This window comes from Neobacillus vireti (genome assembly GCF_001026695.1).
GTDB lineage: Bacteria > Bacillota > Bacilli > Bacillales > Cytobacillaceae > Neobacillus > Neobacillus vireti.
Genome location: NZ_LDNB01000012.1, coordinates 20846 through 47331, shown reverse-complemented (window position 1 = coordinate 47331; position 26486 = coordinate 20846). Strand labels below are relative to the sequence as shown.

The 26486-nt window shown below is 41.9% G+C and carries 29 protein-coding genes and 1 other annotated feature; of the genes, 2 read left to right on the top strand and 27 right to left on the bottom strand.

All coding sequences use genetic code 11. The features are described 5' to 3' along the window. Together nadC and nadB are read right to left on the bottom strand one after the other, a co-directional pair. A complete protein-coding gene (gene nadC, locus AA980_RS13175; protein WP_034725419.1) occupies positions 1 to 849 on the bottom strand; it encodes a carboxylating nicotinate-nucleotide diphosphorylase in 849 nt (282 codons plus the stop codon). Next, complete coding sequence (gene nadB / locus AA980_RS13170) at positions 818 to 2395, bottom strand: L-aspartate oxidase (RefSeq protein ID WP_024031205.1); 1578 nt, start codon at positions 2393 to 2395, stop codon at positions 818 to 820. Before nadB ends, nadC begins: the two co-directional genes overlap by 32 nt. A gap of 368 nt (positions 2396 to 2763) precedes the next feature. Between nadB and AA980_RS13165 the strand changes: the two genes are divergently transcribed. Both AA980_RS13165 and AA980_RS13160 read left to right on the top strand, forming a co-directional pair. Next, the gene (locus AA980_RS13165) at positions 2764 to 3909 is read left to right on the top strand and encodes an IscS subfamily cysteine desulfurase (protein WP_328586682.1); all 1146 of its coding nucleotides are present in this window, start codon (positions 2764 to 2766) and stop codon (positions 3907 to 3909) included. Positions 3910 to 3942: 33 nt separating this feature from the next. Continuing rightward, entirely contained in the window at positions 3943 to 4479 is a 537-nt protein-coding gene (locus tag AA980_RS13160; protein WP_024027464.1) for a transcription repressor NadR, read from the top strand. Between the two features lie 57 nt (positions 4480 to 4536). On the opposite strand, the gene pheA is transcribed toward AA980_RS13160, so the two are convergent. The 25 genes from pheA to AA980_RS13035 all read right to left on the bottom strand — a co-directional run bounded on the left by pheA (position 4537) and on the right by AA980_RS13035 (position 26483). Beyond that, the gene (pheA, locus tag AA980_RS13155) at positions 4537 to 5382 is read right to left on the bottom strand and encodes a prephenate dehydratase (protein ID WP_024027463.1); all 846 of its coding nucleotides are present in this window, start codon (positions 5380 to 5382) and stop codon (positions 4537 to 4539) included. A 168-nt stretch (positions 5383 to 5550) separates the two neighbouring features. Further along, positions 5551 to 6006: an ACT domain-containing protein gene (locus tag AA980_RS13150; protein WP_024027462.1), complete on the bottom strand. Its 456-nt coding sequence runs from the start codon at positions 6004 to 6006 to the stop codon at positions 5551 to 5553. Between the two features lie 21 nt (positions 6007 to 6027). Beyond that, positions 6028 to 7317 carry a GTPase ObgE gene (obgE, locus tag AA980_RS13145; protein WP_024027461.1) on the bottom strand — a complete coding sequence of 430 codons (1290 nt, stop codon included), beginning with the start codon at positions 7315 to 7317 and terminating at the stop codon, positions 6028 to 6030. A 33-nt stretch (positions 7318 to 7350) separates the two neighbouring features. Then, entirely contained in the window at positions 7351 to 7887 is a 537-nt protein-coding gene (locus AA980_RS13140; RefSeq protein WP_024027460.1) for a sporulation initiation phosphotransferase B, read from the bottom strand. 198 nt (positions 7888 to 8085) lie between these two features. Then, on the bottom strand, positions 8086 to 8379 hold the full coding sequence (gene rpmA / locus AA980_RS13135; RefSeq protein ID WP_024027459.1) for a 50S ribosomal protein L27: 294 nt from the start codon (positions 8377 to 8379) through the stop codon (positions 8086 to 8088). Further along, positions 8380 to 8724, bottom strand: a complete 345-nt coding sequence (locus AA980_RS13130) for a ribosomal-processing cysteine protease Prp (RefSeq protein ID WP_024027458.1) — start codon at positions 8722 to 8724, stop codon at positions 8380 to 8382. 15 nt (positions 8725 to 8739) lie between these two features. After that, complete coding sequence (gene rplU, locus AA980_RS13125; RefSeq protein WP_024027457.1) at positions 8740 to 9048, bottom strand: 50S ribosomal protein L21; 309 nt, start codon at positions 9046 to 9048, stop codon at positions 8740 to 8742. Positions 9049 to 9061: 13 nt separating this feature from the next. Further along, positions 9062 to 9145: a sequence feature (ribosomal protein L21 leader region), on the bottom strand. 36 nt (positions 9146 to 9181) lie between these two features. Beyond that, entirely contained in the window at positions 9182 to 10642 is a 1461-nt protein-coding gene (locus AA980_RS13120; RefSeq protein WP_024027456.1) for an Rne/Rng family ribonuclease, read from the bottom strand. 38 nt (positions 10643 to 10680) lie between these two features. Next, positions 10681 to 11547, bottom strand: a complete 867-nt coding sequence (locus AA980_RS13115; protein ID WP_024027455.1) for a M50 family metallopeptidase — start codon at positions 11545 to 11547, stop codon at positions 10681 to 10683. Beyond that, positions 11540 to 12334 carry a M23 family metallopeptidase gene (locus AA980_RS13110; protein WP_034723546.1) on the bottom strand — a complete coding sequence of 265 codons (795 nt, stop codon included), beginning with the start codon at positions 12332 to 12334 and terminating at the stop codon, positions 11540 to 11542. The genes AA980_RS13115 and AA980_RS13110 overlap by 8 nt, the downstream gene beginning before the upstream one ends. 478 nt (positions 12335 to 12812) lie before the next feature. Further along, positions 12813 to 13616 carry a septum site-determining protein MinD gene (minD, locus tag AA980_RS13105; protein ID WP_024027453.1) on the bottom strand — a complete coding sequence of 268 codons (804 nt, stop codon included), beginning with the start codon at positions 13614 to 13616 and terminating at the stop codon, positions 12813 to 12815. 1 nt (position 13617) lies between these two features. After that, entirely contained in the window at positions 13618 to 14298 is a 681-nt protein-coding gene (gene minC, locus AA980_RS13100) for a septum site-determining protein MinC (protein WP_024027452.1), read from the bottom strand. A 157-nt stretch (positions 14299 to 14455) separates the two neighbouring features. Beyond that, positions 14456 to 14974, bottom strand: coding sequence for a rod shape-determining protein MreD (gene mreD / locus AA980_RS13095; RefSeq protein ID WP_024027451.1), 519 nt, complete (start codon positions 14972 to 14974; stop codon positions 14456 to 14458). Continuing rightward, positions 14971 to 15852 (bottom strand): rod shape-determining protein MreC, encoded by an 882-nt coding sequence (gene mreC / locus AA980_RS13090; RefSeq protein ID WP_024027450.1) that lies wholly within the window; start codon positions 15850 to 15852, stop codon positions 14971 to 14973. The genes mreD and mreC overlap by 4 nt, the downstream gene beginning before the upstream one ends. Positions 15853 to 16214: 362 nt before the next feature. Continuing rightward, on the bottom strand, positions 16215 to 17237 hold the full coding sequence (locus AA980_RS13085) for a rod shape-determining protein (protein WP_024026852.1): 1023 nt from the start codon (positions 17235 to 17237) through the stop codon (positions 16215 to 16217). 167 nt (positions 17238 to 17404) lie between these two features. Then, positions 17405 to 18094 (bottom strand): RadC family protein, encoded by a 690-nt coding sequence (gene radC, locus AA980_RS13080; protein ID WP_024026851.1) that lies wholly within the window; start codon positions 18092 to 18094, stop codon positions 17405 to 17407. 47 nt (positions 18095 to 18141) lie between these two features. Then, positions 18142 to 18714 (bottom strand): Maf family protein, encoded by a 573-nt coding sequence (locus AA980_RS13075; protein ID WP_024026850.1) that lies wholly within the window; start codon positions 18712 to 18714, stop codon positions 18142 to 18144. Positions 18715 to 18909: 195 nt separating this feature from the next. After that, positions 18910 to 20040: an SPOR domain-containing protein gene (locus tag AA980_RS13070; RefSeq protein ID WP_024026849.1), complete on the bottom strand. Its 1131-nt coding sequence runs from the start codon at positions 20038 to 20040 to the stop codon at positions 18910 to 18912. Between the two features lie 134 nt (positions 20041 to 20174). Next, complete coding sequence (locus tag AA980_RS13065; RefSeq protein WP_024026848.1) at positions 20175 to 20972, bottom strand: type II secretion system protein M; 798 nt, start codon at positions 20970 to 20972, stop codon at positions 20175 to 20177. Beyond that, positions 20969 to 21802, bottom strand: coding sequence for a PilN domain-containing protein (locus AA980_RS25835; protein WP_156351158.1), 834 nt, complete (start codon positions 21800 to 21802; stop codon positions 20969 to 20971). Before AA980_RS25835 ends, AA980_RS13065 begins: the two co-directional genes overlap by 4 nt. Further along, entirely contained in the window at positions 21799 to 22794 is a 996-nt protein-coding gene (gene pilM / locus AA980_RS13055; protein ID WP_024026846.1) for a type IV pilus biogenesis protein PilM, read from the bottom strand. Before pilM ends, AA980_RS25835 begins: the two co-directional genes overlap by 4 nt. 16 nt (positions 22795 to 22810) lie before the next feature. Beyond that, positions 22811 to 23557: a prepilin peptidase gene (locus AA980_RS13050; protein WP_024026845.1), complete on the bottom strand. Its 747-nt coding sequence runs from the start codon at positions 23555 to 23557 to the stop codon at positions 22811 to 22813. An 18-nt stretch (positions 23558 to 23575) separates the two neighbouring features. After that, positions 23576 to 24088: a type II secretion system protein gene (locus AA980_RS13045; RefSeq protein WP_024026844.1), complete on the bottom strand. Its 513-nt coding sequence runs from the start codon at positions 24086 to 24088 to the stop codon at positions 23576 to 23578. 135 nt (positions 24089 to 24223) lie between these two features. Then, on the bottom strand, positions 24224 to 25441 hold the full coding sequence (locus AA980_RS13040; RefSeq protein WP_024026843.1) for a type II secretion system F family protein: 1218 nt from the start codon (positions 25439 to 25441) through the stop codon (positions 24224 to 24226). After that, a complete protein-coding gene (locus tag AA980_RS13035; RefSeq protein WP_024026842.1) occupies positions 25434 to 26483 on the bottom strand; it encodes a type IV pilus twitching motility protein PilT in 1050 nt (349 codons plus the stop codon). The genes AA980_RS13040 and AA980_RS13035 overlap by 8 nt, the downstream gene beginning before the upstream one ends. Positions 26484 to 26486 lie beyond the last annotated feature (3 nt).

Sequence of the window (26486 nt, the reverse complement as noted above, 5' to 3'; positions counted from 1 at the left end):
TTATTCCTCTCCTTTGTTCAACAGAACTTTTACGCTTATATCTAGCGCTTTTGCTGAATGGGTTATAAACCCCAAAGAAATATAATCAACACCTGATTTCCCATAGGCGGCTAGATTACTTAATTGAATTCCGCCAGAGGCTTCGGTGATGATTCCTGGCGGCACTAATTTAATGAATTCCTTGATTTCCTCAGGAGTGCGGTTATCAAACATGATTACATCTGCCCCAACATTTACGGCCTCGATTACTTGTTCTTCCGTCTCAACCTCGACTTCAATTTTCACCATATGGCCGGCATTTTTCCTGACACTTTCAACAGCCTTCCAAATCGAGCCCGCAAAGGAAATATGGTTATCCTTAATCATCACACCGTCGTAGAGTCCAAAACGGTGATTAAAGCCGCCTCCGCAGCGGACAGCATATTTTTCAATCATTCGCAGTCCCGGAGTCGTTTTACGCGTATCACAAATCCTCGTATGATTGCTATTTAGAGTGTTCACGGCAGTTTGGGTGAGGGTGGCAATCCCGCTCATTCTTTGAACGAGATTAAGGATCACTCTTTCCCCTTTTAATAGGTCTGCTATGTTTCCAGAGATAAGCGCAAGCTGTTGACCGATATTAATCCGTTCTCCGTCTTTCACAAAAACCTGTGTCATGATTTCGTTATTTAACAGCTGAAAGCCAGTTTTAATTACGGCTTCACCACAAAAGACTCCAGCTTCTTTTGCAAGAAAGACAATTTCTCCATTCGTATTGCCTGTGAAGATCAAATCGGTGGTCATATCCTGTTCGCCGATATCTTCGATAAAAAATTTCTCAAGTAGCGAGCGGAGTTTTAATGTGTTCATCATTCTTCCCCATTCCCTGATCATATTGATGAATAATTGATTTTCTTAACCACTTGTCATCGTTTTCCAGCGGATAATCATTTCTATAGTGGCCGCCGCGACTTTCTGTCCGCTCTAGCGCCGCTTTCGTAATCAGCTTGGCGGTAATCAGCATAAATACTTTTTCTATATCCGGAAAGGAATACGGATCTAACTTGATTTCATCGGCCATGAATTGATCTAACCACGCTTTCTGCTTTTTTAGATTCACTTCATTTCGAACAATTCCTACCCGCTCCATCATCAAATCCTTAATTTGCTGGATTTCTGGTAAAATAACCTTCGCTTTTTTTGCAGGAAGAGAACTATCCGTTCGAAACGGAACATGTGGCTCTTTTTGTGCATTATTAAGCCATTTCGCTAATTCGCCGCCTTGATAAAGCCCCTCTAATAAGGAATTACTAGCTAAGCGATTGGCTCCGTGCAATCCAGTGCAGGAGGCCTCTCCGATGGCAAATAGCCCATCGATTGTCGTCCTTCCAATTAAATCGGTTTTAATGCCGCCCATTAAAAAATGACTTCCCGGTGTGACGGGAATTCTGCCGGCTGCTAACCGAATTCCATTAGCTTCACAGAGAGAAGCAATCGATGGAAACCGTTTAGTAAAGTCGTTAATTTTACGAATATCTAAAAAAATATCTTCACCGTTTCTAAGAAACTCATAGATTTTTTGCGAAACAATATGCCTCGGAGCCAAGTCTTTTAATGGATGAACTCCTTCCATAATCGGGATCCCGTCATCGGTAACAAGAATCGCTCCTTCTCCCCTGACGGCTTCTGAAATTAATCCCTTTGTTTCACCATCAATATATAAAAGTGTGGGATGGAATTGAATAAATTCCATATCGACGATTTCAGCATCAGCAAGATAGGCCATTGCAATCCCATCGCCACTTACTGTTTCGGCATTTGACGTATAGCTGTACAATTGACCGCAGCCTCCAGTAGCGATGATCACATGCGTTGCGTAATAGTGTTGGATGATTCCATCTGCTGTTTTCGCTTTCACACCATGGACACGATTTTTCTCGGGATTTAGCATTAATTCATAGGCGAAGTTATTCTCCGCGATGGTGACATTAGCCTTAAGACTGTCAAGCAGATACTCGATTACGTTTTTTCCAGTTGCATCTCCGCCGCCATGGACGATACGATGCTCGCTATGCGCCCCCTCCATCCCTAGCAGCAATTCGCCATGCTGATTTTTGTCAAAAAAATCTCCATGCTGAGACATGTCCCTAATGAGTCCGGGCGCGGCATTGATAACTTGCTGAACCACCTCGTGATCATTGTGAAATCTTCCCGCTTCGAGCGTATCAACAATATGTTTCGCCGGATGGTCATTCGCGCCCACTGCAGCGGCAATCCCACCTTGGGCAAGATACGAATTCGCCGTTCTTATTTGCTCCTTTGTGAGTATTCTCACATTCATATCCTTATTTAATTGAACAGCTAACTGTAGTGCCGCTATTCCACTTCCAATTATTAACACATCATCATTAATCATATTTCGAGCCTCCTGGATTAACAGGTGTCTTGACATATATCTTTACATATAATTAAACTGTTGACAAGGATTTTTTTATTAATGCTATGCTAGGGGGTATGGTAAGGCCGATAAGTCCGTTTTATTTTAAAAAATGGCTGTGTTAAAGAAAATTGTTGATTTTGAGCACAATGTTGATTGGAGTGGAAGGCGCGAGACTCCTGCGGGAGCAGCGGGACAGGTGAGACCCCGCAGGCGCTTTAGCGCCGAGGAGGCTCACCGCCCGCCCCGCGGAAAGCTCGCGCCTGGAACGGAGATCAACATTCACTTATAACACAGCATAAAAAATAAACAAAAAAAGATTTTTAAAATTACTATACTGGAGAATCATGATGAACTATTTTGATTATGCGGCTACAACTCCATTAGATAGGGAAGCAGCTGAAGTTTACATGAAAGTGGCGACTGAATACTTTGGAAATTCGAGCAGCCTTCACGATATTGGCGGACAGGCTCACATCTTACTAGAAAACTGCCGCGAAGAATTGGCTGCCCTTTTGGGGATAGATAAGAACGGACTATTTTTTACAAGCGGTGGCTCAGAAAGTAATTTTCTAGCAATCGAAGCACTTTTGTCTTCGCCTAAAAAACAAGGGAACCATATTATTACCGGCATGGCAGAACACTCCTCCATCCATGGTGTCCTTAATCGATTAACGGATTATGATATTACGTTTCTTCCGCTTACTTCATTGGGGCTCATTGACGAAGAGGAATTATTAGCTGCTATCACGCCAGAAACGGTATTAATTTCGATTCAACATGTTAATTCTGAAATTGGGACCATCCAGCCAATTAAAACCGTCGCGCAAATTTGTCAAGCACAAAACATTCATTTTCATAGTGATTTTGTCCAATCGGTTGGAAAAATTGAGCTAAGGGGGATCGCCCCCTTAGTCAGCAGCTTTTCTTTTTCCGGTCATAAAATATATGGGCCAAAGGGGATTGGCGGCGTTTATATCAATCCGGCTATATCCTGGAGCCCGTTTTTCCCCGGCGGATCACATGAAAAAGGTTTTCGCCCTGGTACGATGAACGTCCCTGCGATTGCAGCAATGACGGCAGCGGCACAAAAAAACAACAGTAATTTGGCTGATGCCTATCAAAAATATAACTCGTGGCGCAAAGTGTTTATAGAAACACTTAATCCGATTAATAATTGGGTAAATATTTATCAGGCTAACGATGACAACCAGCTGCCGAGCATCATCGGTCTAGGGATCTCAGGAATCGAGGGGCAATGGATGATGTTAGAAGCCAATCGTTTAGGGTTCGCGATTTCAACCGGAAGCGCTTGTCAGATTGGTATGCAAACTCCGGCAAAGGTCACGCAAGCGTTAGGCTTAAACAAACAAGAAGCAAAGGAATTTATCCGTATCTCATTTGGCAATTCCACAACAATGGAAGATGTTATTCGTCTAGGGGAAACGATTAATAATATCGTAAATCAATATAAAATCGCGGATTTGTGCTAGAATAGAAAAACAGATGAAATCAGGAGGTTGGATATGGCTGAGCAAAAAAAAATATTAGGAGAGGAAAGGAGATTGTTCATTTTACAACTACTAAAGGACAGTTCTGAACCTCTGACGGGCGGCGAGCTAGCAACTCGGACGAATGTAAGCAGACAAGTTATCGTCGGTGATATTACCCTGCTTAAAGCAAGAAATGAGCCGATTATCGCAACGAGTCAAGGATATATGTACTTAAAGCAAAACAGTGGTACTCCTACTTTCGAAAGGACGATTGCCTGCCACCATTCACCAAAGGACACAGCGAAAGAGCTAAACTTGCTCGTTGACCATGGTGTTTTGGTGAAGGATGTAAAAATTGAACACTCGGTATATGGCGATTTGACAGCATCGATTATGGTTTCAAATCGACAAGAAGTGAAACAATTTTTGGAAAATATTCAAAACACAAAAGCCTCGTTATTATCGGAGTTAACAGGCGGCATCCACCTCCATACCATTTCAGCATCCAGCACGAAAGTTTTGGATAAAGCGGAAGCAGCACTAAAGGATGAGGGATTTTTGATTGAATAGTGCAGAGGATATCATCAAAGGGTAAGAGCCTTTGACGACATCCTCTTTTTCCTTGTATCACACCATTACCGATGGATAACTCCCCAGCACTTTCACACCGCAGCCCAAGGCCTCCAGCTCGGCAATTGCCCCAGGAATCAAAACCTCATCAAGCTTCATTTCCAAATCAATAATGAAAAAGTAATTGCCAATTCCCGTTTTCATTGGTCTTGATTCAATTTTTGAAAGGTTTATTTTTCGCCAGGCAAACGCAGATAGCACTTGATGAAGCGCCCCGGCCATGTCTGAAGGCAGTGTAACCATGAGCGTTGTTTTGTAATGCGATGAACCACTAATCGACTCAAAATCCAAGTCCATTTCGGACAGAACGAAAAAGCTCGTATGGTTGTAATCAATATCGTGAATACCCTTTTGAACGATAGCAAGCCCATACTCAACCGCCGCCAATTCATTGGCAATCGCCGCTAATTTCGTTTCTGGCTGCTCCATCACCATCTTTGCCGCCGCAGCTGTCGATGATACACTCTCGACTGGCACCCCTTTTAATTGCGTATGCAAAAACTTATGGCACTGGGCAATCGCGTGTGAATGGCTGTAAACCACGCTTACCTTCCGCCAATCATCTTGATTCGCCGGGTGAACCATTAGATGCTGCTTGATTGGCAGCGTGATTGCGCCAACGATCGGAATTTGCACGACGTGAGTTAAATAATCAAGGGTAATATTCACTGAACCCTCAAGGGCATTTTCAACCGGAACAACGGCAAGATTTACTTTTTTATCTACTAAGGCATCCATACTTTCCGGAATCGTCTGATATGGCTCAAGTTCAAATCCTGGAAAAACCTTTTTCACTGCTAATTCCGTAAACGTAGCCTTTGGCCCCAAAAAACCAACTTTCATTTCCTTCCCCACTCCTTTTACTCGCAAAACATTTTCGTTTTTGCACAGCGAAGCCTCTTTTCCAACTGAGCAAGCGCTTGTTCAGCACAAAACTATTTTTCGAAATTTTGCGTCTAATCAATGTAAAAAGAAAGCCGAGAACAGCCTTCATAATGAACAAACCGTTCATTATGCACCTGTTCCCAGCACTTCTACCTTCTCGACAAATTCAAGCTTTTTTAGGTTCGTAAGTAATTGGTCAATTTCCATCGTCATATTTGACGTGTTTAAAGACAGTGTAACATTTGCTCTGCCTTGCAATGGAATCGTTTGGTGGATGGTTAACACATTCCCGCCAGACGAAGCAACAACACTTAACAATTTAGAAAGTGTCCCTGAGCGATCTTCCAAATGAAAGAAAAGCGAAACCAACTTTTCCTTCCTAATCGATGAAAACGGAAATACAGTGTCCTTGTATTTATAATAGGCACTTCTGCTTAAATCAACCATTTGTGTAGCGACGGCAATGGATTCTGCCTTGCCTCTTTCCAGCATATCCTTCACTTCAATCGTCTTCTTCATTGCTTCCGGCAAAACATCCTCACGAACCAAGTAATATCTCTTATCTGCATTATCCACTTTCATCACACTACCTCTTCAGGAGCACTACTCAATAAACTCAAATTCGAATTCTAATAGTTTTACGATATCCCCGTCTTGTGCTCCTTTTTGTCTTAAGGCATCATCGACCCCGAGACCACGAAGCTGCCGCGAGAAACGGCGGACGGATTCTTCCCTTGAAAAGTCGGTCATCTTAAATAGCTTTTCGACTTTTTCACCTGAGACCACAAACGAGCCATCCGATTCTCTTGTAATCGTAAATGCCTCTGGGTCTGCTTCATGCTTATAGAGAACGCGATGAACCCCTGTTTCCTCTACTTCATGTTCAAGCGGGAACTCCGATGTCGTCTCAAGCTTATCAGCAACCGCATATAACAGCTCACGAAGCCCTTTTCTCGTAACAGCGGAAATTGGAAAAATCGGAAAATCCTCTTCAAGCTGCTCTTTAAACTTTTGCAGATTTTCTTCTGCTTCAGGCATATCCATTTTATTAGCTACGATTATTTGCGGCCGCTCTGTTAAGCGCAGATTATATTCATTTAATTCCTTATTGATTGTCAGATAATCCTCGAATGGGTCCCTGCCTTCCATCGCTGCCATATCAATAACGTGGACAATAACTCGTGTCCGTTCAATATGCCGTAAGAATTGATGGCCAAGACCAACGCCTTCACTCGCTCCTTCAATCAATCCAGGAAGATCGGCCATGACAAAGCTCCGCCCGTCCTCTGTTTCTACCATGCCAAGGTTAGGAACAATCGTGGTAAAATGATACTCAGCAATTTTCGGCTTCGCTGCAGAAACAACCGACAACAGTGTCGATTTCCCTACACTCGGGAATCCCACAAGACCAACATCTGCCAAGAGCTTTAATTCTAGAATCACATCACGCTCTTGTCCTGGTTCACCATTTTCAGCAATCTCAGGTGCCGGATTTGCCGGTGTCGCAAACCGAGTATTTCCTCGACCGCCGCGTCCACCTTTCGCAATGACAGCATGCTGTCCATTCTCTACCAAATCAGCAATGACTTCATTCGTTTCTGCATCCGTTACAACCGTTCCGGGCGGTACTTTAACGATCATATCTTTAGCACCACGGCCATGCTGCCCCTTGGACATGCCATGCTCACCCCGATCAGCCTTGAAATGGCGCTGATAACGGAAATCCATTAGTGTCCTTAGACCTTCGGCTACTTCAAAGATAACATTGGCACCCTTACCGCCGTCACCACCGGCTGGACCGCCCTTTGGTACATATTTTTCACGGCGAAACGCAACCATCCCATTACCGCCGTCTCCACCTTTTACATAAATCTTCGTTTGATCGACAAACATCTTATTCCTCCCGTTTGCACTGATTGCCACTATTTATAAAAATGGCATAAACACTTCTAGTGCAAGTTCACTTTCGCTGAATTCCTTGACCGCCATATCCAAAGATTGTTCTTGGCCGGCAAGAAATTGATCCAGCAGTTCCTTATGTTTTATTATCCCGCTAAAATCAAAAAAGAAACGAATACCGTTTAATTGCGGTTCTATAGTGATTGATAAATGATTTTCTTGGAAAGCCTCAATTGCCTGATTCAAGCATGTAAAAAATGAATTTGTCCATTCTGTCAGGACTGCATCATCAACTTTTATCGTTTCCGAGTCGAGAAGCACTTCATACTCAAGCTTAAAAAAAGGATTCTCCCAATTCGATTTAAGCAGCAGCGAAGCAAACAAAGGTATATGTAAATTCGATAGCTTTGTCTCATGCTGGGCCTCGATTACAATTTCATCAATGACTGCTTTTGCCCGGTCAAGCCGATTTAAATCGAGGTTGCCCTTTATTAACTGGAGTCTGTTTAACCAATCATGTCGTGAGTGCCGCAGCACTTCAACGATATCCCATTCTTTCCCCATACGTACACTCCCACATTAAGTGATGCTGTTAGTATATCAAAAAAACAAACATGAGTAAGCATTTTTATCCAAATGACGTGTTTTAGAGGAAAAAAGAAGCTATAACGAAGTAGTTCCCAAGAAGAATTGAATGGAAGGTAATATTCGCTAGCAAAAAGAAAACTCTAACCAATCAGGTTAGAGTTTCCGATGCAGTTCTTAAGCTTCTTGAGCTACTGGATAAACGCTCACTTGTTTACGGTCACGACCTAAACGCTCGAATTTCACAACGCCGTCGATTTTCGCAAATAGTGTGTCATCTCCGCCGCGGCCTACGTTTTCACCTGGGTAAATCTTTGTACCGCGTTGACGGTAAAGGATTGAACCACCAGTTACGAATTGACCGTCTGCACGCTTCGCACCAAGGCGCTTTGAGATAGAGTCACGTCCGTTCTTTGTAGAACCTACTCCCTTTTTAGATGCAAACAACTGAAGATCTAATTTTAATAACATTTATTCCACCTCCTGCTTTTTGAAGGTTATTTGTATGTGCTTACCGTATTGTTCTTCAATCGATCGTAATGAAACAGCCATTGCTTCAAGGATAAGCTGGATTTTCTCGTTGGTATCTTGCGGAAGATCTTCCGGCACGACGCATCGGAGGAATCCATCTGCCCGATGTTCAAGGTCGGGAGTGATACCAGTCAGTTCGTGCACTGCGTTGATAGCACCAACGGAGACGGCAGATACGCCTGCACAAACGATATCTTTCCCCCGGTCTGCGAACAACGCATGACCGCTTATTTCAAAGGATTGAATCATTCCGGATTTAGTACGGGTAATCGTAATTCCAATCATCTATACTCCAACACCTTACGCGTTGATTTTTTCGATGACTACTTTTGTGTAAGGTTGACGATGACCTTGCTTCTTACGGTTGTTTTTCTTCGCTTTGTACTTGAAAACAACGATTTTCTTCGCACGGCCTTGTTTTTCAACTTTAGCTGTAACGGTAGCGCCTGCAACAACAGGGCTTCCAACTTTTACAGTTTCACCGCCAACGAAAAGAACCTTGTCAAAAGTAACTGTTTCACCAGCTTCACCATCTAATTTCTCAATGTAGATAGCTTGGCCTTCTTCGACTTTAAGTTGTTTACCGCCAGTTTCGATAATTGCGTACATGAACTGCACCTCCTTATAAACTCAGACTCGCCATCTCCAGGCGTTTTGCGAAGGAACACAAAAGCTTACTACCTGTTCTGTGCGGTTGTAGCACGGGTGCGCTACAAACATAACATTAGAATACTAACATAGTTCAGGGAAGAGTGTCAATAGCCTTTAGGGAGATATCTCGTTCCTCGCCGAATTGTTTCAGAATATAGTATGGTTTTGCTGCTGCTTGGATCGAAAAATAAAGTTTTAAATTTAGCATCCCTGTTAACGTTTCTTTATGGGCTTCATTCGGGCCCAGCAGCATCTCTTTAACTTCTTTTGTTGTTTCTATTAATATGGCTTCAAATTCACCATGGCGGTGTTCTAACAGCTCGCGCTCAAGCCGGAATGCAATCGTTTCGGCACTTAGAATGCGGCCTGTGCCCTCACAGACAGGACATTTCACTTGAAGCGCCTCTGACAGTGCGACCTTTGTCCTTTTCCGTGTTAGTTGCAGGATTCCCAGCGGTGTAAAGCCGATGATTTTTGTTCTCTTCTCATCCTTGGATAATTCCGTTTCGACGGTGTCGAGAATCGCCTGCTTGTCCTGCTCCCGTTTCATGTCAATAAAATCGATCAGGACAATTCCGCCGATATCGCGAAGTCTGAGCTGCCTGATGATTTCTTGGGCTGCGAGCTGATTTGTTTTCAGGACCGTTTCCTGATAATCGGCTTTCCCAGAAAATTTCCCCGTATTCACATCGATAATTGTGAGAGCTTCCGTTTCATCAAAGATAAGATAGGCACCATGATCGAGCCAGACAATTCTTTTAAGCGCTTTATCAATTTCATGCTCCACTTTATTTGCTGAAAAAATATCCTCTTTTCCATTGTAGTACGTGTATTTCACCTTGGGGTTAACCTGCTCAAGGATTTTTTTTAGCTCCAGATCATCGACAATGACTTCACCAGCCTTCATTTTCGTTGTCTGAGTTGAAATCATCTCAATAAAGGTATCTTTTTGAAAAATTATTCCCGGCTTTTTAGGGGTTTTCTGTAAGAGTTCCTGATATTGTTGTCTTAATGTTTGCAGCTCATCATGAATTTCTTCTTCCGTACTTGAAATGCTTGATGTGCGAAAAATGATCCCTTCTTCTTCCGTTTTGAGACGGCCACCGTGGCGGCGAAGGGTAGTCTGTTTAGACTCATTAGCGATTTTTTTTGAAACAGCAACATAACGCCCCTTGGGCATATATATGAGATTATTTCCTTGAATTTCTATAATACCTGTTACTTTCGGTCCCTTTGTGCCGGTTGCATCCTTATCCACCTGCACGAGCATCTTTTCGCCCTGATGCACAAAGCTAGTAACATTCTTTTGTTTTTCGGAAGAGAGCACATAGGATGGCAGGTTATCACGATGCAAATAGGCATTTTTGTCTTCGCCAATATCAATGAATACAGCATTCATCCCCGGCAACACCTTTGTCACCGTACCAAAATAAATATTACCGACCAGCGAGCGATGTTCAGGACGGTCAAAAACGATCTGTTCAACAAGATTGTTTCTGAGATAAGCAAACCGCTTTTCGCGTGCCATAAAATTAATTATTAATGTTTCCAAACGTAGCGTCCTCGCTTTTTTCTTTTTATTATACTCTTTTAGTATAAAAAAAGAAGGTCGCTGATTTTATCGGTTAGTCGTTTTTCTGTGAAGTAGGCGTGCAGGAGTTCGTTTTCATCTAATTGACCTTTTTCCCTGCCGCCAGCTTCAACTATTATTGGATGTTTGCAGCCACGCTGGAATTTTTCCAAAACGTGGATAAGCAAATCCTGTTCATCGGCCTGAATCGGCTTCAGAGCTCGGAGGCTGGATTTCTTTCCATAATAGCGTTCCAATAAAAATCTCATAAAGATGAAACGGCGCTGCTTCCATTCGTGGTAGAGCGAGAAATACAAGAAGGCAATCACGACCCATACATTAAGATGGGACGGTGCGGCCAATAAAATAACAATTGAAAAGAAACAGAGGCTGAAAAACGAAATAATCAGTGTCAGCCGGTGTGCATGCGGAAAGGAATTTTTCAATGAGAGCAGTAAGAAAACGAGCTTGCCGCCATCAAGCGGCCACACCGGAAAAAGATTAAATACAAAAATCATCACGTTATAACTGATAAATAATTGAAATAAATCTTTTGGAATTAAGTGAAGAGAAAGTAAACCGTATGCTAACGCGACCATCCAGACATGCTGGAGCGGTCCGGCAATCACGACAATCGTTTCCTCCTTTAAAGGCCGATTACCATGCTCATCCATCTCAGCAACGCCGCCAAAGGGCAGAAGCGTAATTTTTTTAATTCTCCATGAAAAAAAAGCAGCCGCAGCAGCATGCCCCATTTCATGAATAAAAATAATCCCTAGTAATAAACAAACTTCAAGGAAATGCGCGGTCATAATCGATAAGGCAATAACAATCCACAACAATGGATGGATAGAAATCAACCGAAGTAAACCGATAGCTTTATTCAAAGCGAATCACCTGAATTGGGTCGATGAAATCATCTTCTTTTTTGATCGCAAAATAATACTTGCCTTTCGTTTTATCATCGCCGGCAGACGTGGAAACCGTGCCTACTACTGTTCTCTTCTCGATATATTCGAATAATTTGACCTTAATTTCATCTAAATTTCCGTACCAAGTTTCCGTCGAATCGGCGTGCTGAACAATGACGGTTTTCCCCAAGTCCTCCTTAACCCCGGCAAATGTAACATGCCCCCCATTAATCGCCTGGACTGCAGCCCCTTTACTCGTCTCAATCATGATGCCTTGACCGTTTTTCTCAAAGTTTTCAAGAATTTTTCCCATTGCCGGAACGGAAAAATTAGGTGTTTCCGCTGTTGCTTTTTTTCCCGTTTTATCCTTTTCTGAAAACGGAAGCAATGCCAATGGTTTACCGAACTTGCCTTCATACCATTCTGACACGGCGGTAAACTTAAAATCCTTGTTCATTGTGCTCGTAATGAAGTCCCTTGCCGGTTTAAAGGTCGCGGAATGATTACGAAACAATATGGCCACCATTAAAAACAGAAGTACAGAAGCCAATATTTTGAAAAAGAATACCTCCTTTTTAAATAATGGATGCCCGTCATCTCCACCAGAGTTTTCGGAAGGAGCAATATAATTATAGCCGTATTTTTCATCATCAACCGGCCAAGCAATTTGCCGTTCCGGCGTTTTTGCTGCCGATCCCAGACCTTGATCTTTTTTCCGCTTTGCGATTCGTCGCCGTATTTCCTCCGGTGTAGACCGCGCCATTTCCATCAACCCTTTTCCCACTTTTTGTACAAGTTTATGAAAAGGAATGGACGAATATGACAAGAAAAGCGCAAGCGCCCTGATCAGCGGCGTATGGCCTCCTCGAAAAAGCCAGTTGTGAGGTAAATTATCCATTTTGGACTTCGAATTGGCAGAAGATGTAATCAGAAGAGACTTGCCCGTCTGAAAAACATGTTTTTCCCGCAAGAAATGCAGTCAATTAGACTCGCCCAATTTTTTATTAGCGAATTTCGAGAGTTTATTAGCAATTCTTACAAGTTTATTAGCGAATCTGCCATGTTTATTAGCGAATTTAAGGATTTATTAGCGAATCAGACTTTATTAAGAAAATCCGGGCAAAAACTCCAGCTGAGAGCCCGCCCCGCGAACCGCTCGCGCCTGGAACGAAATCAACATTCACTTTTAATAACAGAGCCCAAAAAAATACCTGTCCACAAATCTCGTGAACAGGCGATAATTAGCGAACACCAAAGAACTTCTTAATTTTTGTAAAGACACCTTTGTTTGCTTCCTCAAGCGGTTGAAGCGGAATGGATTCACCGAGAATCCTGCGGGCAATATTGCGATAAGCGATTGACGCTTTGCTGTTTGGATTTAAAGCAATCGGTTCACCATGGTTGGAGGCTTTGATGACCTCTTCATCATCAGCGACAATCCCCACTAGTTCAATTGATAAATGCTGGGTAATTTCATCAATTTCAAGCATGTCGCCGCTTTTCATCATATGATTGCGAATCCGGTTGACAACCAATTTAGGCGCTTCCATATTCCTTTGTTTTTCAAGCAGTCCGATAATACGGTCTGCATCACGAACAGCGGAAACCTCAGGTGTTGTCACAACAATCGCTTTGTCAGCACCGGCCACTGCGTTCTGAAAGCCTTGCTCGATCCCTGCGGGGCAATCAATAATGATATAATCATAGTCTTGCTTTAATTCCATGATTAGTTCCTTCATTTGCTCTGGCTTAACAGCTGATTTATCAACGGTTTGTGCGGCTGGGAGTAAGTATAATAAACCATCAAAACGTTTGTCCTTAACCAGTGCTTGATGGATTTTGCATCTTTTTTCAATAACGTCAACTAGATCATAAATAATTCTATTTTCAAGTCCCATTACAACATCTAAATTTCGAAGACCGATGTCTGTATCTACTAAGCAGACTTTTTTCCCTTGAAGGGCCAGAGACGTGCCAATATTAGCGGAAGTGGTTGTTTTCCCAACGCCGCCCTTCCCGGATGTAATTACGATTGCTTCTCCCACCTTATTGTCCCCCTTCTAATCTTGTCAAATTAGGCCTTAATCGAATTAAAACTTGCAATCTATCAATGACGATTTGACGGTTCTCATCTATGTAAGCACATTCCATCTCTTGTTTTTCATTGCTTTGAACGGAAATTGGCTCTCTATTTAGGTAATCACTAATCCGCAGCTGCGCCGGTTTCATACTGGAAGCAGCAATTACAGCCTGATCATTCCCAAAGCAACCGGCATGGGCTATACCCTTTAATACGCCCATAATAAAAATGTTGCCCCCGGCAATCACCGTTCCACCCGGGTTGACATCGCCTATTAACAGGATATCACCTGGAACTTCAAGCACCTGACCCGAACGAACAATTCTCGTTACCGTGATAACCTCGGTATCAGCCTTTAATGCTTTCGCTTCCTCTTTTGTGATGACATTCGATACAATTTCATCGACAACTAAATTTTTCTTTTGTCGGATTAAGTTTTTCAGCTCTTCCTGTAGATTCTCGGTTAAATAGCGATTGCCGATTTCCACCTTAACAGAGAGTACATGGCGCTCTTCCTGTGTCCTCAAGTTGGCTGAAAGCTTTTGATCTAGTTCCCTTTTTAGTTCTTCATATGAACAGCTGTCATCTAGATGAAGGACAAGACCTTCCTTCGTTCCTTTTATTGTAACATTTTGCCGTTTTTTCATGGAGAAAATTCACCTCATAATTAAGCAAGCAAGTTCAGAACATGCAATCCTACTAGAAATTGCATACCCTCAAGCTCTCTTCCGAATCGGAAGTATAGACTATCTTAAGTAAAAATTCGACACGATGCGTCCATTCTCCTTTTTTTTTAAAAAAATCTCATTCTACTCTAAGTGCCTCGGCATGTTTTTCAAATAGCCTTTTTAATGGGTAACCCGCAATAACAATAAAGGCTGCATTTAAGATAAGAGTTGGGTATAAACGCAAATTAACAAAGCTCATAAAGTCAAGGTTTGTTACGTGAATTAAATGATTCATCTCATAAACGCCCACTTCTAATAAGGCCATGCCAAAAACCGAAGCGAGGAAGGCAATGATCATATTTGTCTGCAAGATCTGCATAATTTTCGAAATGACATAGGAAATAAATGGATAAATAAATAAGTAAATGCCAATAATTTCGACATAAACAATGTCAAATAACAGGCCGAAAATAGCCGCATAAATAATCCCCTGCTTCTTTCCGACAAAAATTGTAAGAAACAATATTGCCGCAAATAGAAAGTGTGGCACTAAGATGCGATTATGGCCAAAAGCATCTTCAGGTAAATATTGCACAAAAAGGCTTTCTACTAAAAACAAAAATAGAAATAAAAGAGGAAGAAGGAACTTTTTCACGATCCCTCCTCCTTCCCATCGGTTAAATCTGTTACATCCGCTTCTCGCATGATTTTTTTCGTGACCATTACATTTTTTATATCATAAAAATCTGCACCAGGTTCGACAAGTGCTGTCAGATTCAACCCATACTGGTCCGGTTTCACCTCGACTACTTTTCCTACTAGCAGCCCTTCAGGAAAGATACCGCCTAACCCAGATGTTATCACCGTTTGTCCCTTTTCAATTTCAGCACCGGCTGGAATCGCCTTCACCATAAGTAATTTTTTCTCTTTATCATAGCCCTCAACAAGACCATACACTTTGGTTTTACCTTGAACAATGGCGGAAATCCGATTCTTCGGGTCCGTTGCGCTTAGGAGCTGCACGGTTGAACTGAATTTATTCACATTTTTTATTTTTCCAATTAAACCGTTTGCTGTAACAACCGCCATATTTTTCTTAATACCGTTTAAACTGCCTTTGTCGATAATAATCATTTCATGCCAACGATCAGGATTCCTGCCAATTACAGTAGCTGGCAGTGGTTCAAAATCTCGCAGGGTCTTTTCTTCACCGAGAACCGCTCGCAAGTCTTCATTGTCTTTTTTCAGCGCTTGAACTTGTGCTTCAAGGCTGACAAGATTGTCAAGCCGCGATTTTAATTCCTTATTCTCATTATATGTATTTTGTAAGTCCTGGAGATTTTCAAAAAAGCCTGCAATATAGTTAGTAGGCTTTGAAACCAGGGATTGAGCCCAGCCGGTCGTATCTTTAACAAATTGCTCCGGCCAGGATAGTTTGTTTCTCTCCCTTAAAGAAAACCCAATCAATGCCACGAGAACAATAATGCTGACAAGCAAAATAATCAGACGTTTATTCAAAAAGAACTGTGGCATGATTATACACCTCTATTTTTTTTGCTGTGTTAAAACTGAATGTTCCGTTCCANCGGCGCTAAAGCGCCTGCGGGGTCTCACCTGTCCCGCTGCTCCCGCAGGAGTCTCGCGCCTTCCACTCCAATCAACATTGTGCTCAAAATCAACATTGTTCTTTAACACAGCAATTTTTTTAATCGATAATTTAGATTTGGTTCTTTGAACTTAGAGTACTGTCTAGCTCCAGAGCCCAGCGGCTAGTGGACTTCGCTCTTTTCCCTACGATAAGTCAACATCGGATCGCTACGCTCTCCGTGTTTCCTTTATCTCAGTCGAAGCGCTCCAGTCCATACGCCGCTAAACGGGCTCTTCCGCTTTTCTAATTACCGCGAATCTTTCGCTTTGTTTTTAAATAAATGGATATGGTCGAGTGCTTTACCGGTTCCGATTGCCACGCAATCCAACGGATTTTCGGCAATTAGTACAGGCATTTTTGTTTCTTCGCTAATCACCTTGTCCAAATTGCGTAGTAACGCACCTCCGCCCGTTAACACGATGCCGCGATCCATAATATCGGCAGCAAGTTCCGGCGGTGTTTTTTCCAAAGTATTCTTAACGGCTTCAACAATCGCAAAGACAGTGTCATTTAAAGCAGCCGCAATCTCTTTTGCTGTAATTTCAATCGTTTTTGGCAGACCGGTTAATAAATCACGGCCGCGAATTTCCATATTTTCGATACCATCAGGTGTACCGGCAGATCCAACCTCCACTTTAATTGTTTCTGCCGTCCGCTCACCAATCATTAAATTATAATTTTTGCGAATATATGAAATGATGGAATCATCCATTTCATCGCCGGCCACACGGATGGATTGGCTAGTTACGATTCCTCCTAAGGAAATAATCGCTACTTCAGTCGTCCCGCCGCCAACATCAACGACCATACTGCCGGTTGGCTCCCAGACCGGCAGATTGGCGCCGATAGCTGCCGCAAATGGCTCTTCAATCGTATAGGCATCCTTTGCCCCCGCTTGCCTTGTTGCATCAATTACAGCCCGTTCCTCAACTGCGGTTATCCCTGAAGGCACGCACACCATGACATATGGCTTTCCAGAGAATGGGTTATTACTTTTTTGCGCCTGGCGGATATGGTGCTTCATCATCGAAGCAGTCGTTTCAAAGTCCGCAATAACGCCATCCTTCATTGGCCGCATGGCGACCACATTTCCCGGCGTCCGCCCAATCATGTTTTTCGCATCGTTCCCAACGGCGACAATACTCTTAGTTTCAGTCTGTATCGCCACAACCGATGGTTCCCGTAAAACAATTCCTTTTCCTTTTACATAAACGAGGGTATTTGCTGTCCCCAAGTCAATCCCAAGATCTCTAGATCTAATTCCAAACATAGTGTTGTATCTCCCTTTCTTTCTGATACGAAATGCAAAAACTCCATTAGTAGGTAATTTACCTTTTATATCATGTCTATTTTCCTATTATTTATATAACAATTTCAAAAACAATCTTAAAAAATCATAACCAATATTATAGCGTAACGTCAAATAAAAATATAGTGTCATAAATAACCTTTTTCCTTCAAGCTGACAAACTTATTTTCACCGATAATCAGATGATCGAGTAAATCGATGCCAATTATCTTCCCGCATTCAACCAGGCGCTTGGTAACCTCAATATCCTCCCTGCTTGGTGCCGGGTCACCGCTAGGATGATTATGCACCGCGATAACAGAGGCCGCCGAGCGTTTTAACGCTTCGCGGAATACTTCCCTTGGGTGAACAATTGAGGCGTTCAGGCTCCCTATGAAAACCGTTTGTTTATGAATGACCTGGTTCTTCGTATTTAAATAGAGGCAAACAAAATGCTCCTGCGACAAAAAACGCATATCGTTCATGAGATACTTGGCTCCATCTTCTGGAGAGCGGATGACATAGCGGTCATGATAAGAAAGATTGGTAATCCTGCGGCCAATTTCGACAGCAGCAAGAATTTGAATAGCTTTTGCCGAGCCAATTCCTTTAATCTCTGTCATTTCTTCTAATGTAGCCGCCTTTAACATCCTTAACCCTTCAAAATGGGTTAGCAGACGGTTCGATAATTGCAGGACCGATTCATCTTTTGTTCCTGTGCGCAGCAGGATGGCAATCAGTTCATGATTCGATAAGCTTTGCGGACCATTCTGGATAAATCGTTCTCTCGGTCTTTCGTCTTGAGGGAAATCACGGATCATTAATGTATTGGTTGACACTCTTTTTCCTCCCTTATTAGCTGGGAGTTAATGAACTTTAAAATTTGTTAATACGGCAACTGGTACCCCGCTTGTCGCAATTCTCTAATAGTCCTTGCAACAGGCAGACCGACAACCGCAAAATAGTCTCCATTTATTTTTTTGACAAGCATACTTCCAAGCTGTTGAATCCCATATGCACCAGCTTTATCAAACGGTTCGCCGCTTTTCACATATGCACGTATCTCTTCGTCCGTCAACTCCCAAAACCAAACTTCAGTTTTTTCGTAAAACACAGTCGAACTAGTTGGAGACACAATTGAAACACCTGTGAACACATCGTGCTGACATCCTGAAAGAGTTGTTAACATCCTAATGGCTTCGGCCTCATCGCTTGGCTTCCCTAAGATTTGGTTATTCGCAACGACAATCGTGTCTGAACCAATCACAAAGGCATCACGGTTGTCTTTAAAAACCGCCTGTGCTTTCCGATTGGCTAACTCCATCACTACTTCCTCGGGGGAGAGAGCAGGATCAAAACTTTCATCAACTTCACTGCTAATCATCGCGAATGTTAAGTGGAGATTTTCTAGAAGTTCTTTGCGCCGTGGAGATGAAGAGGCTAAAATGAGGTTCTGCATCAAATCACCTTACCTTATTCGTTATCATTTTGGGAGATACAAGTTAATCGTATCAGAAATTGTAGAATCAAACAATTTTTATATGATTAAAGTTTGATGAAATTTGTAAATTTATGCGGAGATTCTCAGGGAGTCAAAAAGCCTGCCTCGATTTCGGGCAGGCCTTATTTCCCAGAAAATATCGAGTTATGTTGTTTACACGGAAAAGTAGAATGACAGGAAGTTTAATAAGTGCTGCTGGGCTTCTGTTAGACTTTTGGTGTCTTTGGATTTTTGGAATGCCTTTAGCTTTGCCTCCGCATTTGCTAATTCCGCCTGAAGTGTCTTAACCTTTTCATTTTTAATTGTGCTACCGTTTAATTCCGTTTCTAAGGTTGCTAGTGCTTTGCTGGATTCTTCAGAAATTTCCTTGCTGACTAAAGCATTTGCTGCAGTAGCAGATAACTTCTGATAGATGCCGGGTACCGCTTCTAGAAAGCTCTTTTCCTTTGCCGTGATCTCTGAAAACTTCTTTTCCTCTAATAATAACGGCTTGGCAAATGCACCTTCAACCCCATTTTCTTTATTTTGGCCAGCAAGCGTTTTGGCCTGTTCAATTGAATCAGCAACACCAAGAAAAATATAATGTTTTCCCGTTATTTCAATTACCTGTGACGGAATCCCTTTTGAAACCAGCCCATTAGAAAAATCCTTGGCACCCTCTTTTGAGGTATAGGCACCACCTTGGATAACAAAAGTGGTTAATTGATTGATGGTCAATGAGGTTGTCTTACCGGCGGCTGCTTTGTTTTCATTGCCGTTTGCTTCAACTGTCTCCGGTTCTGTCGCTGCCTTTTCGCTCGGCTCCATGATCACCAGCTTTAACATAATCCCACCAATCGTAAGTCCAATGAGGATAGCAAAAATAGCCGAAATCACAATCGACCCAACTGGCTGCCGATCCTTCCTTTTAAAATTTGCTGAAAAGGATGTCAGTTTTTTCGACCCGCTTTTTATCGTCTTTTTACCGTTGACAACGGTAAATTCCTCAATATCATTTTCCGATGATTCCGGAATGATCCAGTCAAAGCTTTCATCGACAGGTTCCTGGGCAGCCGCTGTCTCTAAAAATCCATCCGATTCCGCATGATCCCTATTAATTTTTATAACTCTTGTTTCTGGTTCGTTGTGTTCTTCCGATTCCGGTCGTTCCGGATTTATTTTTATTACTTTGGTAAATGGTTTACTGCTGACTTCCGATTCCTTCGTTTGCGGTTCTTCCCGAATTATTTTGTCTTCAACATTTAATTTGATCTTAATTGTATGGCCTTTTTTAGGCTTGTCCACAAATCGTACCCCTTTCCCAATCGAAGCGTAATTGGTTTCATCCTAACATAATGGCAAAAAAAAATAACAAGACTTTTGTCGTCTTGTTATCGAATGCTTTCGTCAAATTATTTGTTCCTTCGCCATGTTGTAAACTAGGGCTGCGTCTGTTCTGTTGAAGGAAATTGTGATAATGGATTCGCTTTACCGGCAGGTGCCGGTGCATCGATTTTCGGCAGCTCCGCCTTTAGGTCAGCTAATTCAGGCAGGTAGTACGCAGAAATCGTAAGGCTGGAGCTTATTGGCTGGTCTTCTTGATCGAGGCTGGTAATTTCTTGTCCGCCAGAATACGTAATCGCCTCAACCGCTACAATCCGTTTTAACGATTCCAGGGTTTCGATGAATTTCTCCAAGTCCTCATAGGTCGGAGATTCCACGCTCAATTGAACGGTTAGCTTTTTCATCCCTGTAGGAGCCGTTAATACAGATTGCTGATTCCCGCTGCTTTCATTTGCTGCATTAGGGTCAGCAGAAGTGTTTTCGGCAACATGTGGGTCTGCAGAAGTGTTTTCGGCACCATCAGAGGTTTGCGGAGTAGCCTGATCCCCTGTAGCGACTTCAGCATCCTTACTAAAGCTCATTGATTTAATTTCACTATTAGAAACGTTTTCTGCCTTTTCTAAGTCTAAAATAAACTGTTCTTGAAGCGGTTCGACAGGAACCTTTTTCTGCAGCTCTCTTGTATCTTCAGCTGATGCAGTTGTAATGTCTGCCTTTTTTTGACTAAGAATGTCTAACAGCTTTTGTTCTGACGTTAATTCTTGCTGTTTGAGTGCCAGGTCTGATTTCAACGGAGCTAGGAAAAAGAACTGAGCATAGACGATGAGTAACACTAATAAGAGTACACCGGCTCCAACAATAAGTTGGTCACGTTTGGAGAAATGAGGCTTCATGATCCCTTCACTCCTTCCCCATCCTTGTTGCCCTGTTGTAAAATTTTCTTAATTTCTTCCTTGTTAAACATAATTTCAAATTGCCCTGTATAACGAGGCAGATAGTTACTTGTGTTACTTTTTGAGGCAGTTGTAGAGCTATTGCTTACTGTGTTTTGATTCGTTGTCGTGGTCATTGTGTTATTCTGATTCAATGCTGGATCTGTTGATGAATTGTTTTGATTATCAACAGTTGTGGTTGATTCTGATGTCGTTGGGCTGGTAGCACTTGTTGTTGTACTTGTTGTATTCGCTTGGCTATTTGAAGCTGCTGTGTTATTTGCAGCATTAGTATCAGTTTCAGTATTCGTTTCTGTAGCTGCTAATGAATTTAGGCTTGCTTCCTCAATCCATTTCGAGTGATTAAGGCTGTCCAAGAAATAGGCTGCCTCTCTGGCACTGTCAAATTGAACGGTGAGAGTAACAGCTCCTGATTCCGTGTAGCCAAAGGTTTGGATAAAACCGCGCTCCGGCAGTAACGAGGTTAAATGCTGCATTACCGGCACTGTTTGAATGGGATAATCCTTTGCCCATTCAATCGCACTCTTTAATTGGCTGACAGAGCTTGAAGATGCAACTGTTTCGCTATTTTGCTGTTCTTTCTCGGCAATCTTTTTCGTCGTCGAAATTTGCCTGTCTAAAGAAGTCAACTCATCTTTAACAGATTGTGTCTGCCAAAAATAGAAACCGCCAATTACTAGAAATACGGCAAGCAAACTGGATAAGGTAATGATAAAGGCAAATTTTTTTGGTTCTTTTTGCGGAAGCAGGTTAATTTCTACTAACATCATTGCACCTCTTTTAAAGCGAGACCTAAAGATAGCAATAAATTAGCCGGTACGCTTCCTGTTTTTCCTTTTAAATCTGGGTGAAGAGAAAGCAATTCAACAGGGACTTCAAATCGCTCAATCATTTCATCAGCAACGGCTTGGAGCATTGGATGGTCCCCAGTTAATAAAAACTTGGTAATATCATGTTGCTCATTGCTCAGTGAATATCGATAAAAATCCAATAATTTCGTTAATTCTTTAAAAATATCTTCAAATTGGATGACCAATTCATCCGTATTACCTGTATATTTACAGACCATCATCCCCGAGCTGTCCTGCCTAATTTCCCATTGGTCAAGCTCAAACGGTAAAGCAAACGGACGCATAACAACAGGGACAACCCCTTCAAATATACACAAATTGACGCTGGTCAAATCAAATTGAATCGTAAACAGATTTTCATTTGCATCCCCTTGACCAAGCTGGTGGTATAAACGATAGAGTGCCAGCGGAGAAATATCCGCTGCCACAGGATGCAGCTTCAGACTCGAAAATAAATCCGCATATTCCATGACATTTTGCTCCGGAGCAGCAAACAGAAGCAGGTCCCTTGTTTTCCCGTTATTAGTCAATGGAAAAAAGTCGAAAATCGGTTCTTCAAACGGTAAATGAATACTGGCGCCAAGCTCCAAATAAAGATAGCCCTTCATTTCGTCATCCTGGATTTCCGCTGGTACAGAAACCTTCCGAATAATGACTAATTGATCGGGCACCACAAAGCGAATCGAGCGCCGCTGAATCTTCCACTCATCAATACACTCATCCAAGATATTCGCTAAGGAATCGATATCAGCAATTTTGCCGTCAACAATGATACCAGACGGCAAAAAGCGTTCCCCCCATTTTTGTGCCTGTGGCGGGTTCGCCTGCTTCAATTCAACACAGCGAATCGAGTGGTCATTTAGCACCAGGTTGATTATTCGGTTTTTAGAGTTGAAGAGGGAAAAAGCCATTTAAATAACCCCTTAGTTAAAATCCGTGATTAAGAAAACGTAGATATAGGTCGATGAGGTCCGGTCCCCAATAATATGCGGACAAGGTTCCTGCTGCAATAAACGGTCCAAATGGAATCGGCTGCCGCCTTTTTACGATTCTAAAAAGCTGTGCCAGGCCGCCAATAACGGCACCGAATAAGGTTGATAAGAAGAACGATAATAACACTAGCTTAAAACCTAAGACAAAGCCGAGTAATCCAAACAGTTTAACATCCCCGCCGCCCATGCCGCCTTTACTGACAACGGCAATTAGTAATAGCAGTGTGAAACCTGTTGCAGCTCCTACTAGGCTGTCCCACCAGGGGTTAAGCGGCCAAACAATACGCTCCAATAAAAAAATCCCTGCAAACCAAATCAGAATTTTATCAGGGATGAGCATATAGTGAATATCCGAAACAACGATAATCATAAACATCGAAACTAGCGTTAATGCTACTACTAACTCCCCTGACCAGCCAACCTCATAGGATGAAGTTACAAATAGTATACCAGTAAGCAATTCCATAATTGGATAGATAGGAGAAATCCGCGACTTACAGCCGCGGCATTTTCCCTTTTGAACTATATATGAAACCACCGGGAGGAGTTCTAATGCTGTTAATTGGTGCCCGCAGGTTGGACAAGATGAACGTGGGGCAACGATTGATTTTTTTAATGGAACCCTAAGGCCAACTACATTATAGAATGAACCAAGTAGGAGACCATATATTAATAATATCATATAATAGTTTGTATCCTTTTATTTTACTATGCTTCTTTTCAAGTTACTTTCAGCTTCAGGGCTTGTTTTTTTACCAATACTTTTTTCTTTTCCTAATAATACAACAGAATATTTATATGATTTAGGATTAGATGAATCATATTCTATTTTCACAAATGACCCTTTGTTCGGAGGTGTTGTTAAGTTATTTTTATTACTGTTTTGACCTTCTGAATAAAATTTAGATGTATCATCAACATCTTTTAAAGGCTCTAAGTAACCTTCTTCTTCCAAAAATTTCAAGTTAACATACTTTTCTTGATCAGTTAGATTTGGTCGAAGAACCTCATCACCAGCCACAGCAAGTTTTGCTGAGTTAATCATTTGTTGAGCATTTGCAACAACAGAATCTTTCTTACTATTGTCAATTAATCCCAAAATACTCGGAATAGCAATAGCTGAAATAATCCCCAAAATAACAATAACTGCAAGTAATTCAATTAACGTTAATCCCCGTTGATCTTTAAGCTTCTTTTTTAACATTTGAAACATAATTTCATCTCCCTTTAAGGTTCTATGAACCTAGTAATGTTATCTCTTGTAGTATACAGTATTTTACAAAGTAAAATAAAGAGTATTTTTGGGTATATTGTCACTTTTCATCAACATTTTTGTTTTTTTGCTGGTTTATTGATTATGTTGTTGAAATTGGTTGAACATGTCGAACATAGGCACCATAATTGCTGTTACTATCGTTCCAACAAGACCTGCTAGAACAACAATCATTAATGGTTCAATCAATGATTTTAGTCTATCAGTTCCTGTTTCGACTTCTTTTTCATAGAACTCTGCAATTTTTGAAAGCATTGCATCAAGTGCGCCTGTTTCCTCCCCAATCGCAATCATTTGTGTAACAAGCGGTGGGAAGGCCCAGTGTTTTTGCATCGGTTCCGTCATTGAACGTCCTTTTTCAAGCGATTCTCGTGATTCTTGTATCACCCGGGCGAGAACTTCATTTTCGACTACCTTTTCGACAATCGCCATTGCTTGTAGAATCGGGACAGAGCTGGAAAATAAAGAACTAAGGGTTCGCATCATTCGAGCCAGAGCTGCTTTTTGCAACAAGTTTCCGAAAATCGGCATTCTTAATAACATATAATCTAAATAGTATTTAGACTGATTGTTACTCTTAAGATAAGTAATGAACACTACAATTGCAATAATAAATATAGCTACAAGCCACCAAAATGATTGCATAAAACCACTTGCTGCAAGGACGAACCTTGTAATTGCAGGCAGTTGACCGCCCAAATCTGCAAACATCGTGACAAATGTTGGAACAACGGCAACTAACAAAAAGATCACAACCGCAATTGCTATAATCCCCACTACAGTAGGATATGCCAGGGCAGATACGATTTTTTGTTTAGTATAATGCTGTTTCTCAAAATGTTCAGCCAAGCGGTCAAGTGTTTCATCCAAATTACCGCTGACTTCTCCAGCTTTAACCATATTAATAAACATAGGTGTGAATATTTTCTTATGCTTTGCAACTGCATCAGAAAGAGGATTACCTTCCCGTAATTCTTGTTCCACGTCGAGTAATGCCTTCTTTAACGCTTTACTATCTGTTTGTACCGCAAGGATTGCTGTTGCTTCGACAACCGTTACTCCTGCTTTAATTAACGTCGAAAATTGTCTTAAATATATGACAAAATGCTGCAGCTTCACTGGATTTCCTAATGAGATATCCTTGGTCATCAAGGTCTCAGGAACCTCCGTCATTTCAATTACACGAATTCCTTCTTCCTTAAGCTTAACCATTGCTTCTCGCTTAGAACCTGCATTTACGGTGCCCTGCCGTTTTCCTTTTCGGTCTCTTCCAGCGTATTTAAATCTAGCCATTCATCAACATCTTTTCTTGTAAATATTGCACTGCCGATTCCTTTTGAATTATATTTCGATCAATAAGGTCTCGAATACTCATTTCAAGCGTATGCATCCCTTGGGCTCGGGACGTTTGCATTGTACTCTGAATTTGGTGGACTTTTTCATTTCTTATCAAGTTAGCGATAGCAGCATTGTTAACCAAAATTTCTGTGGCTGCTTTTCTGCCTTTTTTATCAGCAGTTGGAAATAATCGTTGTGAAATGACCCCAACTAGGACAGAGGCCAATTGGATACGAATTTGCGGCTGTTGTCCCGAGGGAAAGACATCGATTATTCGGTTAATAGTTGTCGGTGCACTAGAAGTATGAAGCGTTCCTAGAACAAGGTGCCCTGTTTCAGCTGCTGTAATCGCAATCGACATCGTTTCTAAATCGCGCATCTCACCGACAAGAATAACATCAGGGTCCTGTCGAAGTGCAGCCTTTAAGCCGCTTGCATAATTATTTGTATCAAATCCAACTTCCCTTTGATCAATTACCGAGTGACCGTGTCGATGGAGATATTCGATTGGATCTTCTAAGGTAATAATATGCTTCCTCATCGTTCGATTCATATAATCAATCATCGACGCGAGTGTTGTTGATTTCCCGCTACCTGTTGGGCCTGTGACAAGGATTAGACCCTGCGGCTTCTCCACAAGCTTAGAGACGATGTCAGGCAAATCTAGGTCCTCAATAGATGGAACCTTTGAAGCAACTACCCTAAGGGCTATTGAAACACTTTTCCGTTGATGATACGAATTGACACGGAAACGCGAACTACCCGGTACACCATATGAGAAGTCAAGTTCGCCTTTTTCCTTAAATAAATCCCACATATTTTCTGGAATAATTGCTTTTGCCATCGCTTCAGTATCGGTTGGCAATAGTTTTTCTGTTCCATACCTTCGTAAATCACCGTTAATGCGCAGGACTGGGGGAACTCCAACAGTTAAATGAACATCAGATGCTTTATATTCAATAGCCGCTTTCAAAATTGCATCAATTTTTTCTTTCATACC